This is a genomic window from Kutzneria kofuensis (assembly GCF_014203355.1).
GTDB classification, from domain to species: domain Bacteria; phylum Actinomycetota; class Actinomycetes; order Mycobacteriales; family Pseudonocardiaceae; genus Kutzneria; species Kutzneria kofuensis.
Window position 1 is genome coordinate 945,507 of the sequence record NZ_JACHIR010000001.1, and the last position, 12,222, is coordinate 957,728.

12 protein-coding genes and 1 pseudogene are annotated in these 12,222 nt (G+C 65.3%); 3 read left to right on the forward strand and 10 right to left on the reverse strand.

All coding sequences use genetic code 11. The features are described from left to right. Window position 1 precedes the first annotated feature (1 nt). On the reverse strand, window positions 2–883 hold the full coding sequence (locus BJ998_RS04280; protein WP_246488512.1) for a radical SAM protein: 882 nt from the start codon (window positions 881–883) through the stop codon (window positions 2–4). A 1,493-nt stretch (window positions 884–2,376) separates the two neighbouring features. Between BJ998_RS04280 and BJ998_RS04285 the strand changes: the two genes are divergently transcribed. Further along, on the forward strand, window positions 2,377–3,501 hold the full coding sequence (locus BJ998_RS04285; protein WP_184858669.1) for a hypothetical protein: 1,125 nt from the start codon (window positions 2,377–2,379) through the stop codon (window positions 3,499–3,501). A gap of 165 nt (window positions 3,502–3,666) precedes the next feature. Here BJ998_RS04285 and BJ998_RS49005 read toward each other — a convergent pair whose 3' ends face one another. The 6 genes and pseudogenes from BJ998_RS49005 to BJ998_RS04310 all read right to left on the reverse strand — a co-directional run bounded on the left by BJ998_RS49005 (window position 3,667) and on the right by BJ998_RS04310 (window position 7,669). Next, entirely contained in the window at window positions 3,667–3,867 is a 201-nt protein-coding gene (locus BJ998_RS49005) for a hypothetical protein (protein ID WP_312890598.1), read from the reverse strand. Window positions 3,868–4,214: 347 nt separating this feature from the next. Continuing rightward, a pseudogene (locus BJ998_RS49010) lies at window positions 4,215–4,508 on the reverse strand (protein-L-isoaspartate O-methyltransferase family protein); the annotation flags it as partial. 303 nt (window positions 4,509–4,811) lie between these two features. After that, a complete protein-coding gene (locus tag BJ998_RS04295) occupies window positions 4,812–4,988 on the reverse strand; it encodes a hypothetical protein (RefSeq protein WP_184858670.1) in 177 nt (58 codons plus the stop codon). A gap of 119 nt (window positions 4,989–5,107) precedes the next feature. Further along, window positions 5,108–6,190: a hypothetical protein gene (locus tag BJ998_RS04300; protein WP_184858672.1), complete on the reverse strand. Its 1,083-nt coding sequence runs from the start codon at window positions 6,188–6,190 to the stop codon at window positions 5,108–5,110. 28 nt (window positions 6,191–6,218) lie between these two features. After that, on the reverse strand, window positions 6,219–7,061 hold the full coding sequence (locus tag BJ998_RS04305) for an SAM-dependent methyltransferase (protein ID WP_246488514.1): 843 nt from the start codon (window positions 7,059–7,061) through the stop codon (window positions 6,219–6,221). 359 nt (window positions 7,062–7,420) lie between these two features. Further along, complete coding sequence (locus BJ998_RS04310; RefSeq protein WP_184858674.1) at window positions 7,421–7,669, reverse strand: hypothetical protein; 249 nt, start codon at window positions 7,667–7,669, stop codon at window positions 7,421–7,423. 203 nt (window positions 7,670–7,872) lie between these two features. Between BJ998_RS04310 and BJ998_RS04315 the strand changes: the two genes are divergently transcribed. Continuing rightward, window positions 7,873–9,456 (forward strand): transcriptional regulator, encoded by a 1,584-nt coding sequence (locus BJ998_RS04315; protein WP_312889921.1) that lies wholly within the window; start codon window positions 7,873–7,875, stop codon window positions 9,454–9,456. Here the strand turns inward: BJ998_RS04315 and BJ998_RS04320 are convergent. From BJ998_RS04320 to BJ998_RS04330, 3 genes are all read right to left on the reverse strand, one after another. Then, complete coding sequence (locus BJ998_RS04320) at window positions 9,428–9,778, reverse strand: signal peptidase I (protein WP_184858676.1); 351 nt, start codon at window positions 9,776–9,778, stop codon at window positions 9,428–9,430. The two genes, BJ998_RS04315 and BJ998_RS04320, sit on opposite strands and share 29 nt — an antisense overlap. After that, a complete protein-coding gene (locus BJ998_RS04325) occupies window positions 9,778–11,325 on the reverse strand; it encodes a helix-turn-helix domain-containing protein (RefSeq protein ID WP_184858678.1) in 1,548 nt (515 codons plus the stop codon). Before BJ998_RS04325 ends, BJ998_RS04320 begins: the two co-directional genes overlap by 1 nt. Window positions 11,326–11,455: 130 nt before the next feature. Beyond that, window positions 11,456–11,839 (reverse strand): XRE family transcriptional regulator, encoded by a 384-nt coding sequence (locus BJ998_RS04330; RefSeq protein WP_184858680.1) that lies wholly within the window; start codon window positions 11,837–11,839, stop codon window positions 11,456–11,458. A 168-nt stretch (window positions 11,840–12,007) separates the two neighbouring features. On the opposite strand from BJ998_RS04330, the gene BJ998_RS04335 reads away from it, so the two are divergent. After that, entirely contained in the window at window positions 12,008–12,202 is a 195-nt protein-coding gene (locus tag BJ998_RS04335) for a helix-turn-helix domain-containing protein (protein WP_184858682.1), read from the forward strand. Window positions 12,203–12,222: the final 20 nt, after the last annotated feature.

Genomic DNA, 12,222 nt, shown 5'->3' on the forward strand with positions numbered 1-12,222 from the left:
GCTACAACAGAGTCAGCTGCTCCTGGTCGACGCGGTGGGCAGGGGCCACCGCGTCGACCGGCAGCGCCCCGGCGGGCCAGGTCGCGTCCTCCTCGGCGCCGGGAACGCCGGTGGCGGCGGCGTCCCTGGCGACCTTGGGCGCGAGGCCGTGCTTGCGCACCAACGGTTCCACCAGGCCCGCGAGCCGGCGCCGGTAGCGGCGGTCCGCGTAGCTCCCGTTGCCGTAGAGCTCGCGGTAGCCAGGGACCAATGACGGGTGTTCCCGTTTCAGCCACCCCGCAAACCATTCTCGCGCCCCCGGACGCAGGTGCAGCGCCAGCACGGTCACGCCGGTGGCGCCCGCCTCGGCGATCGCGCCGAGCAGATCGTCCAGCTGCTGCGCCGAATCGGTGAGGCCGGGCAGCACGGGGGCGATGAACACGCCGCACGGCAGGCCGGCATCGGCGAGCCGGCGGACCAGCTCCAGCCGGGCCTGCGGGCTGGGCGTGCCGGGCTCCAGGGTGTGGTGGATCTCCTTGTCCAGCAACGCGATCGACACGCCCAGCCCGACCGGCACCCGCTTGGCCGCCGCGGCCAGCAGTGGGATGTCGCGGGACATCGTGGTGCCCTTGGTGAGGATGGAGAACGGGGTGCCGGTGTCGGCCAGCGCCTGGATGATGCCGGGCATCAGCCGGTAGCGCCCCTCGGCCCGCTGGTACGGGTCGGTGTTGGTGCCCATGGCGACGTGCTCACGGGTCCAGCGCGGGGAGGAGAGCCTGGCGCGCAACGCTTCCGCGGCATTGACCTTGACCACGACCTGGCTGTCGAAGTCGTGCCCGGAGTCGAGGTCGAGATAGGTGTGGGTGTTGCGGGCGAAGCAGTTGTGGTCAGCGCAAGTGCACACACCTGCACCCCGCCCACTGCCGAGGTCGCGGAGCACGCCCAGACGGGGCCACCGTGACGGGCGCGCGTCGCGTTTCGTGATGCTTTTCGTGACACTCAAGGGGTCGACATGTAGTCTGACCAGCAGATGTCACGAAATGAGTCACGGTGAGGTGGTGGGTGATGGGCACGCAATGCCTGGGCTGCGGAGAGGCGTTGAGCGCGGGCGCCAGTCGGGGACGTCCGGCCCGCTACCACGGACCGACATGCCGGCAGCGCGCCCGTCGCGCCCGACTGGCCGTGATTAACAGTGAGGTACTGGACGCCGTAGCGGTCGTCGAATCCACCATCAGTGAGGTGCGCCGTGCAGTTCTCGCCGGGGAGAGTCCCGGCGAGGCTGGCCACCAACTCGTGCGGGCTGCCGCCGAGCTCGCCGAGCGGCTTGGACTCTCCGGCGCGGGCTCGCCCGCCGATCCCAGCGCCGACCGCCCTGTCACGAAATCTGTCACGTTGCCGAGCGATCAGACCGAACCGTCCATGACCGCGCCGGCTGTCACGAAATCTGTCACGAAGCGGGTGCGGCCGCCACGCCGTCCGCACGTGCGATCAGCCGTGCCCGCGCTCCTTGATTTGGACACCGTCCGGCAGGAGCGTTCCACCGACCCCCTACGTCCGGGTTGGCGGGTCGTTGCTGGCGCAGCTGACGCCCCTGTGTTGGTGGGGTTCCTAGAGCCGACGTATTCGGCCACTGGACGGCGGTCCAGTCGCTGGGAGGCTCGAACAGATCGGCTCACGCTCGTGTCCGGCGGCCCCTGGCCCAACCGCGCTACGGCACTGGCCAACCTTGTGGCCGTATACCAGCGAGTGGCAAAGCACATGTCGGACGGCTGAGAGGGCGGTTCGGAGGTTACGTCCGTTTTTGGGTGACGCCTTGCGTTCGCTCATTACCAGCCCTGCGCAGCCGAGAACCGGGCAGCCTCACCACCAGTCAGAACATCACTCCATCATACGACGACGAACTACAAGAAACTCGCAAACCGCCTTCTCAGACGCACGCTCGTACCAGCTGTCAGGCATAGCCACAGTCGCTCACTTCGGTGGCCGGATTACTTCCAGAATCAAGCGGAACACTTTCTGGGCCGCTAGCCGGCGATCGCGTTTCCGTGACCATACGCCAGGGATGACCACGCCAAGAATGATAAAGGCTACTGCGGCAAGCGCGAGAACGACCACGCGAGCATCAGCTGCCGCGGCGGCTCCAATCACGGCACAAATCGTGGTTCTCGGGGACAGCAATGGCATGGTCTCGTTCTCCTGAGGTACCCCCAAGCCGGCATGTACCGACTTGGGGAGTTCGACAACTGCTTCCAAGGAGACACGAAGCGACGGCCATCGTCGAACTTCTCGTACAACCCCGACGATGCCCAGTTGCCGGCCAGCTGGGTGCCGTATGCTTCGTGCAACCCCAGACGAGTCCAGACGAACCCAGACACCCCCGCACCAGGGAAGGTCGGCATGAGTGAGCCTCTTCCGGCAGTGGCTGCATTGGCTGAGCAGCTGCGCGAGCTCAAGCTGCTGGCCGGCAATCCTTCGCTGACGCAGCTCGAGAAGCTCACGGTCGAACTGGGCGATCGCATCCCACGTGCCACGATCAGTGAGAAGCTGACCGGGCGGAGCAAGCCGGACCTCGACCAGCTAAACACCCTCGTGCAGGCATGCCGTGTGCACGCGGAGCGAGTCGGCCTGCCGCTGCCACCGGACCTCCGCGACAAGGCGAAGTGGCGCGAACGCTGGCTTGAGATGAGCCGGTCGCGGTCCGACCAACGGCGCCGACAGGAACGTACTCCGCAAACGGATAACAACACTCCTGCCGATGACAGCAACGCTGCACCAAAGCAAGACGGCCACCTGGAGTCGATAGGCCAGTCTTTGTCCGAAGCCCTCGCCGCCCGCATCGCAGCGACGCGCGAGAGTGATCGCACACTCTTCCGCCGCGTTGCAACCAGTCCCACAAAAGGCTCGGTGTTCAGCGCACTAGATCGCGCTGTCGAACTTGGCTTGATCCCGCAGAACGGTTGCCGCGTACGACTATCTCACACAAGCGCGTTCATAAGGTTTGCGCCCGACCCGGAGGAACGGGATCGCTGGAGCCCTATGGGTTTTAGCCTTGAACGATCTGATACCAAGCAGCTCTCGTTCGTCGAATGGGACGATGACGCGAGCGCGCTCGACTTCTTGCTCAAGATGACCGAAACCGTTCAGGCAATTGGGCTTTACCCTGGCGATTCCAGATTCACTCCCGATCAAGCTTTCTCCGATCTAGAATCGATCCTGCAACTTGCTTACCGCCAGTCCATCGCCGAAGACGGCGATGCGCAGGCACCGGCAATTCCGATCATCCAGATCTGCCCACCACAGTGGGCTATCACTACAAGTGGACTCATCAGCATTCGCAACGTTCAGGGATACTTCATCCCGAACGCACGTTTGGATGAACAAAATTGGACTGAACACCTACAATCCAAGCCTTGGGTTGATCAGGATAATTTCGATGAGGCTTTCGAGGATGCGAAGCACCTATACGAAGCCTGGCGCCGCGAATCACAACGGTACATCCCGAACGAAGAACCACCATTCTAACGCAATGAAAACCCGTCGTGCCGTGTAGTGCGGTGAGTGCACGACGGTTGGTGGCGCGCGACGACACGCACACAACGACGGGGTGTGAACCACGTCCGGTCCACACCCCGGGCGGGCACAGCAGCCGACGCGCCTGTATGACGCTGCGTCGGTCGTGATCAATTGTCAGGGCACAGAGACGCTCTGCCGGTCCGGGGCCACCACCCACTCCCAGTCCTCAATCCCCGGCTTGTTGACGCTCTCCCACCAGCGGTAGGCGGCCTCTGCCTCGTCCCACAACCGGCGCGGCCCGAACTGCCGCACCCCATACGTGCTGTGCGTCGTCGGCGCGATCCCCACGACTCCGAGACCGGGTCGGTCAGCCACGCCACCCCGTGATCCCGCTCCGCTGTGCGGGGCTCCACGTCGTACCGGCACGACGGGACCGCGACCGCGACCGCCCACCGCGACGCCTCCCCCAGCAGCATCGGGAACGGGCTGACCGATGTCGTCGACTCCTGCCTGGCGGCATCCCATGCCAACTCCGCCCGGGGCAGGGACCGCACACGGTGGCTGCGCAGTTCCATGAACCCCACCCGCAGCGGCACGGCCCGTCCCCGCGCGATCCCGTGATCATCGACCGTGAACCGCACCAGCGGACCGGACGCGAGATCGCCCCGCATCGGCGCGAGCAGCACGCCCCCGGGCCGCGTGCTGTGCACCCACGAATAGGGCAGGTGTCCCAGGTGCACGCTCGCGGTCGCGATGACCCGATCAAATGCGCCGGTTACGGCCTTGGCTGCCGCGTCGTGAGTACGGACGTCAACAAACGACCCCGCCTGATCGAGGTTCCGGCATGCGAGGGTCGCGAGCCGTGCATCGATCTCCAGACTCGTCACCGCGCCGGACCGTCCCACCATTGTTGCGAGCAACGCGGCGTTGAATCCCGTGCCCGTGCCGATCTCCAGAACCGAGTGCCCCTGTCTGATGTCCAGCGCGGCCAGCATTCCGGCGACGGCGGACGGCATCGACGCCGAACAGGTCGGGCGGGCCCGACATCGGGCCACACGGTGTGCCCGTCGTCGAACTGCGTCACGATGACCCGGTCCGAGTACACGTAGCCGAGCCAGCGGCCCGGTTCGTTCACCCGGTCCACCGGCACGTACGGGCCGTCATCGTCGGGTTGGACCCACATCTTGTCGGGAATGAACTGCTCGCGCCGCACCTGCTCAAACGCCGAGACGCACGCGGCCGGCAACAAGCCGGCCGCGTGCAGACTCGCCGCCAAGGTGAGCGCAGTGTCACTACTGGCGGTCATATTTGGGTCAACCCTACTTCTTCTTCTCGAAATCCTTCGGGTCGATCGGCGTGCTCGGCCCGCCTCGCTTGTCATCCTCCGCCGAGTGCTTGTCGCCCATGCGGACCCGCGAGACCAACCGTTGCCACAGCACGTCGTCCAGCATCGACCGGTGCTGCAACGCCGGACGGTCGGACACCACAGTGGACATAGCGTGTTTCCTTCCCTGGTTGGGATTCTCGTACCCGCGCTGTGTCGGCGCATCGTCTTTCGCCGCGCTGACACAGGGTTGTCTGCGGGTTGCTCGTGGCCATACCGCGAGCGCCGTCTTCAACGCGTGAACGCCGCCGGTCTGGGTGAGACCGGGTGGGGCAGCGCCAGCGCGTGGTCGAACGCCTCCCACGCGTCTGTTGCGTCAATCCGCGTGAACGGTGGCGGCGCGGTCAAGGATGCCTGACGCAGGTTCACGGTGGCTGTGGGCTCGGGGGTGGTCTCCCAGACGGTGACGGTGACGCTGTCGTCGGTGTCGCGGGTCGCGGTGAACCGCTCGCCAGGAACGCCAGTCAGCGGGTGCACCAAGGCGGCGGCGACCTGGGCTGCGGTCCGCCCGCCAGCCCACTGCACGCGTAGGCCGGTGGGTCCGTCCACGCGGATGGTCAGCCACACCGTGTCGCCGAGGACCCTGAGCCTGCGCAGCAGCGCGCTGGCCACAGGGACGGGGCCGGGAACGCGGCCCGCCGCGATCGCGGTCTGTTCCGGTGTCGTCAGTGGGTCCTGGAAGGCCGGCTGCCAGTGGCGGCCGGTCAGTGTGCGGGCGAATGCGAGCATGGCGGCCCACTGGCGATAGCTCGTGCTGGCCAGCGAGACCGACACGTCCTCGCCGCTGTCGATGAGGTACAGCTCCACGTGCCGGCGGCACAGGCGTACGCGTAGCCCGGGAAGGCCGTGCACGTGGTCGTCGACGATGCGGGGAAGCAGGGTGGTGATCATCGGCGTGGCGGTGGCGGGGCGTAGGTGCAGGACCGTGTGTGCGGTGTGGTGGGTGTCGTCGAGGACAGGGCGGACCATGAAGCACACCGGCATGGGCGCGACCACGGCGGTTGCCGGCCACTGGTAGGGGCCGATCTGGCCCAGCGCGAGCAGGATGCCGGCTTCCAGCTGCTGTTGGGCGGGGTCGGTGGTGTCGGCCAGCACGGTGCGGCGGATGTGCTCTTCCACTGGTGGACCTGGGTTCTCGCCGAGGAGGCGGGTCTCGTAGCCGCTGTTGAGCGTCGTGAGGATGGTGGCGCGGTCTGGTGGGGTGAGTGCGGTCATGCCTGCGGTGACGGTGGCGCGCAGGGTGCTGTCGGTCTCTCCGGTGTAGGTCCGGCGGAGGTCGCCGACCCGGCGAGTCAAGGGGAGTCGGGTGGCCATAACGTGAGTACTCCGGGCAAGCAAGGGGTCAGGGCAGGTAGGCGAGGGCGGCGAAGGCCAGCGACTCGGCGGGGTCGCCGACGTCGGCCCAGTGCTCGGGTCGCCACTGCGGGGTGTAGACGACGCCGGGGAACACCAGGTGTTCGAACGGGGCCAGCATGGTCGTGATCTCCGAACGCGTGCGCAGGTGTGCGGTGTTCTGGGTCTGCCGGTAGATGGCGATCACGTCGGCGAGCTGGTCGGGGTAGTCGGTGGCGGTGGCGTGGGAGAGCGCGAGGTAGCTGCCCGACGCCATCGCGTCGGAGTAGGCGCGCACGACGTCGGCGGGGCGGCGTTCGTCGGGGATGAAGTGCAGCACCGCGCACATCAGCACCATGATCGGCTGGGAGAAGTCGAGTAGCCGCGTGGTCTCCGGATGATGCAGCACGCTGTTCGGGCGGGTGATGTCTTCCTGGATGCAGGTGGCGTAGGGGTTGTCGCGGAGCAGGTCGAGGCTGTGGGCGACGGCGACGGGTTCGTTGTCGACGTAGACCACGCGGGCGTCCGGCACGGCGCGGTGGGCGATCTCGTGGACGTTGCCGGCGGTGGGCAGGCCGGAGCCGAGGTCGAGGAACTGCCGCACCCCGTGCCCGATGCCGTAGTGGACGGCGCGGCGGAGGAAGCTGCGGTTGTGCCGGGCGAACGTGCGGGCTTCGGGCAGCACGCTCAAGACTGCCTCGGCCGTGGTTCGGTCGACCTCGAAGTTGTAGGAGCCGCCGAGGTAGTAGTCGTACATGCGGGCGGCGCTGGCGCGTTCTGTGTCCACTTCGGATGGTCGCCAGTCCGCGTTGTGGCTCCACTGGGTCGGGTCGTGGCCCTCAGCCATGCCCATGGCGTGCTCCTCATTCGGGGTGTCGCAACTCAGCGCGGCGAATCGGGACGCGAACCGGGGCCGCCGCTGTGCGGGGCGACGGCACCACCGGCCCTGACTTCACCGCCGCGCATACAGCCGGGTTCGGAACCGTGCTGCGCAAGGGTGCAAGCGTGATCTGGTGAGTCGGACCGACCTGCTGTCGCGCCCGGTGCGGCGCAGCACGGATGGTCCGAAGGTGACGGCGCATACGGGCGCGTGCCCGTCGTGTCAACAACAGGACGTCGCCAGGGCACAGATGATAGGTGCTCATGTAAGCCAACGTGAGCATTCCTAGAGACAGCAAGGCGAATCCTGCCACGATTGCCCAGCTGCACAGTTCAACGATCATCGTGGCTCCCACTTGCCAACCATCGGTAGACCGGGCCGAACACACGCCGGATGACGATGGCAAGCGCGAGTCGGACACCACCGAGCAGCACGACGGCGACGAGCGCGGACATGACCAGCGCTGCCACGGCGGCGTGAAGGCCGACGACCCACACGAGCGTGCTAGCCACGACGTACCCCTGTCGGTTGGTTGCGGTCGGCGCGCTGAGGCCGGGGTCACTCAGCGCGCCGGCCGCCATCGGGTGTCCGGCGGTGGGCGAGGTGGGCGCGGAGCCCCCACCGCCGGACGGCTCGGGTGACCGCCATAAGACGGCCATGGCAAACTGAAATCACCATGTCATCAGCGCGTCGTCAGCGGAACGATCTACAGGCGACATGTGGGCGACATGGAACGACACCCGTAGCGAGGGCGGGAGGGCGAGCGATGCGCGTGTTTCGGACAGTGCTGGAGCAGAAGGTTTGGGAACGACGGCAGACGCTCGAAGAGTTCGCCGAGTACGCGGAGACCTACGCGCGCGAGCACAAGGAGCCCGGCAGCATCGGCCTCCGACACCTACAGCGGCTGGCGTCTGGTCGTGGCCCGAAAGGTCAGCCGCTTGGGCCAGTGAAGCCGGCAACCGCGAGGCTACTCGAAAGCATCCTCGGTCTCAGCATTGACGAGCTACTCCGCCCAACGAACGAATCACCGCAAGATTCCGACCTGAACCGTCAGCACGTGTCAGCTCAACCCCTGCACGCGAGCCCCGATTTCTCCGCCGCGTTCGACTGGCTAGACGAGCGCGCGAGTTGGCCACCGGGAACGGCCCAAACGAAGGTATCAGCGAGACTCGCCGAGGTGAGCACTGGCGAACTGCGAGACCGAAACACGCGGCGCAGGAAAGTAAACCGAAGCCAAGTAGCAAGAGCCCTATCGGCTTACTACGCGGCCAGTGAGCCAGACTATGGACTGTACCAAGTGGAAGGCGCCGGACAAAAAATTGTGACGAGCGTCCTCACATCGCCCGACTGGCTAAACCTCAATTGTGCACTAAACGCGCGCAACGACCGACTGACACTCACCAGCCTGGCAACACACCCTGACATCGAGCTGGATAACGAGGGCGTGGAGGCCGCTGTTCAACAGTTGGCCGAGACGATGGCAACGAAAATCCGGCTCGTGGACATGCCACTGTACCGATTGCTCGATATCAAGATTGACAGGGATTCTATAGCTGGCTCGGTTGGCGTCACACGCTTCGTAAACTATGCCCTGACAATGGATCTACTGGAAAACGAGTTGGTCGACGCTATTGCCGCAGACCTCCCTCTGCGGCGAGGTTCATTGCCACTACGTGACCGATACCTGCCCAACCTAGCGTCTGTTCTCAACATCTCCGCTCGGCCCTGCGTCGGCGGCACCCTTGCCCTGTGTGCGATCGCCCGCCCATTCGATCCATATCGTGGCGCGCGAGACTATGCGCTTCTAGTGCAGGAGCGGTCGGGCCATGTTGTCAATGCTGCCCGGCGCCTCGCGGTCATCCCGAAGGGTTTTCATCAACCGGATACAGATATCCGTTCAGATACCCAGATCGGCGGCACACTGCGACGCGAAATGGAAGAGGAGCTGTTCGGGCGCGACGAGGTGGACAACACCTGTGGTGAACGGCGGGCGGCAGCGCCGATGCATCCACAACGATTGTCGAATCCAATGCGTTGGCTCATGGGCAACGCCGATCAGCTGCGCATGGAGAGCACTGGATTCGGACTGAATCTTGTGAGCGGCAATTTCGAGTTCGCCAGCATCGTTGTCGTTGACGATGAGGAGTTCTGGACACGCTACGGCGGCGACATCGAAGCCAACTGGGAGTCGAGTGGGCTACGCCTGTACTCCAGCCTCGACCGCGAACTGCTGACCGAGCTGATCTCAGACGAGGCTTGGAGCAATGAGGGCGTTTTCGCCTTGTGCCAAGGACTTCGACGTCTCGCGGAGCTCGCCGACGAGCGCGTGAACCTGCCGACTATGGCAGCGACGGCCAACGGACGGTGATGACAACCGAGTCCGAAATGGCTTCCCATGAGTGGTCAATCCCCGGCCCCCACGTGACGTAGTCGCCCTGCCTTTCCAGGATGGCGCTGCCCTCGGTGAGGTCGAGCCGAAAACAGCCTTCGACCAACAGGAGAAGTGTGGTGCGCTGGTCATCAGAGGTCCACTCAGGACGCTTGTCGCCGGCCGGGTGGACACCCCACTTGACTTCGACATCCTTTGTCGAACGGACACCTTTTGACGGGTCGATGAAGTGGCCCAGGATCCAACCGCGGTTCTCTTGGCCGTCGTCGGCGGCATTTCCGTGGTGCCAGTTGGTGCCCATTACTCAACCTTCCACTCGATCGCTGGCAGGTCCACCCGCGACCCGCCAATCTGCGCCAGCCGTCGAAGTCCTTGCAGCAGCGCAAAGAGTCCTTCGTTGCTCCAGGCTACATCACTGATCAGCTCGGCCAACAGAAGGGGGTCGAGGCTGGAGTATTGGCGCAGGTTCGACGATTCCCAGTTCGCTTCGATAACTCCGCCGTAGCGCGTCCAGAATTCCTCGTCTTCGATGACGATCAGGCCCGGAAACTCGAAATTTCCACTCACGAGGTTCAGGCCGAAGCCGCTGCACTCCATGCGCAGACGGCCTGGCCGCTCCATTAGCCACCGCATCGGCTCAGAGAGTCGGCTCGGGTGCATCGGATCAGCGCGGCGCTGGTCCGATACCGTGTTGTCGATGTCGTCCCGCCCGAAGAACTCCTCTTCCATCTCACGTCGGAGCGTCGCGCCGATCTGTGCGTCTGCTCGGATATCGGTGAGAGGTTGGTGGAAGCCCTTCGGGATGACTGCCAGTCGCCGAGCAGCGTTGAGGACATAGCCAGAGCGCTCCTGCACCAAGAGCACATAGTCAGCGTCGCCACGAAACGGGCTCGCCGGGCGAGCGATTGCGCACAGAGCGAGCGTGCCACCGGCACAAAGCCGACCGGAGACGTTGAGCACGGCCGCGAGATCTGGCAAGTACTGGTCGCGCAGCGGCAGAGAACCGAGTATCGGGGAATCAGCGGCGAGAGCGTCAACCAACTCGTTTTCAAGCAAGTCCATGGTCAGGGCGTAGCCAACGAAGCGCGACACCCCAGCTTGCCCGCCGATTCGGCCCTTGTGCACATCGATGCCGAGCAGTCGGTACAGCGGCATATCGACGATTCGGGTGCCCGTCGCCAACGTCTCAGCCAGCCGCTGTACTGCTCGGGCAGTGGCCTCCTCGCTCAGTGGCATACGGGCGTCTTCGGCTGCCCGAATGACCGAAAGCCGGTCAGCCGTCGCGATGAGCGGGCATTCCAGATCGAGCCAATCGGGTTGGGTGAGAATGCTTGTGGTCGCGGCCGAGCCGTCATAGGTGGCGCTGTACGTGCCGTATGGGGCGGTTCGAGCGCCGTAGTAGTCGGCAAGTGCTTCGGCGATTCGCCGTTGATCCACCCTCGCTCGACGGCTCCCCCTGTCACGGAGCGCCTGAACGTCGACAAGGCCGAGACGAGCCGCCACGCGGCCGCGAGCCGTACCCGGCTCCCATCCTGCGTGATGGTCGAGCCAGTCGAGTCCAGCGACGATGTTCGGATCGGCCGCAAGTCGCTGTTCTGCGTCGCTCGGCGGAGTGGACGGCCCAGCCGTGAGCTGCGCGAACCGCGATTTGACTGCCGATGTCGCGTTCTCCAGAGCGGTATCGAGAAGCTGCTGCATGGCTGACTGCGGCTTGGTGTTGGGCTTCTCATGCCAGCCAGCGACCGTTCGGACACCGATGCGGAGATACGCGGCAAACGCATCATTGCTCATCTGCAACGCGGCCTGAAGCGCACACGCGGTCTCGCCTGTCCAGCTCACCGAATCCATCGGCCCGATGCCCCCAGAATTGTCTTTCGCATGGCTTCCGCACTGGTTCCGCACCGTTTACACATGATTTCCGCCGCGAATTTCCGGTGGAATTACTGGCATGCGAAACACCGAAACCAGCGGCCCGGTCCTACCGATCCGGGCGGACATGATCGATCACCGTCGAGATGCTGGACTCGATGCCGTCGAGGCGCTCGGTGATCTCTGCCAGGCGCTGTTCGAGCGCATCCAGCCGGGACCACAGGGTGTCGCCAGCGTCTGTCACGGGCTCGTCGACCTCGGGCGGCCTTTGCCCGCGCAGCACGGCTTCCAGGTGCTTCGGGTGCCAACCGAGCGTCGTCGACAGCGACTCCAACGTCCGCGTGCTGCGGCGCCGTTCGACGGTGTGGTGCTGCACCTCGCGGACGATCGCCTGCGAGACGTGCGACCTCTCCGCGAGTTCGCGTTGACGCCATCCGAGCTCATTCACGCGCTCGTTGATGGCCTTGCTGACCGCCGCCCAATCCTCCGACACCTATTCCTCCGCGCTCCGCCTCAGCGCCGAGATTAGCGGCTTCTCATCGCTCGACCGCGGGACACGGCCGTTGTCATGCGGCGGTTAGCGAAACGCGCCTCAATATGCGCTGATTTCAACAACATACTGTTGAAACCATCAGACTTTCTCTCTCGAAGGACATTTCTCATGCGCACTTCCATGCCCAAGCAGACCTACTACTCCGTCCGACAGGCCGCGTGGCTTCTCGGCATCGACCCGTCGACCGCATCCAGGGCCGTCCGGCTCGGCAGCCTGCGGACCGTCCGGCGGCGTGGCCGGCTCGTCGTTCCGGCGACGGCCGTGGCACGGCTGCTCAGCGAGCCCTCCGGGGGTGTCTCCTGACCACCTTCGATCAGTGGCTG

Bases quoted from the DNA above. Each gene is read 5' to 3' on its own strand.
- BJ998_RS04325 (WP_184858678.1), bottom strand. From the start codon at position 11,325: ATGGATTCGGTGAGCTGGACAGGCGAGACCGCGTGTGCGCTTCAGGCC.
- BJ998_RS04320 (WP_184858676.1), bottom strand. From the start codon at position 9,778: ATGGGCACCAACTGGCACCACGGAAATGCCGCCGACGACGGCCAAGAG.
- BJ998_RS04285 (WP_184858669.1), top strand. From the start codon at position 2,377: ATGAGTGAGCCTCTTCCGGCAGTGGCTGCATTGGCTGAGCAGCTGCGC.
- BJ998_RS04310 (WP_184858674.1), bottom strand. From the start codon at position 7,669: ATGGCGGCCGGCGCGCTGAGTGACCCCGGCCTCAGCGCGCCGACCGCA.
- BJ998_RS04305 (WP_246488514.1), bottom strand. From the start codon at position 7,061: ATGGGCATGGCTGAGGGCCACGACCCGACCCAGTGGAGCCACAACGCG.
- BJ998_RS04295 (WP_184858670.1), bottom strand. From the start codon at position 4,988: ATGTCCACTGTGGTGTCCGACCGTCCGGCGTTGCAGCACCGGTCGATG.
- BJ998_RS04300 (WP_184858672.1), bottom strand. From the start codon at position 6,190: ATGGCCACCCGACTCCCCTTGACTCGCCGGGTCGGCGACCTCCGCCGG.
- BJ998_RS04335 (WP_184858682.1), top strand. From the start codon at position 12,008: ATGCGCACTTCCATGCCCAAGCAGACCTACTACTCCGTCCGACAGGCC.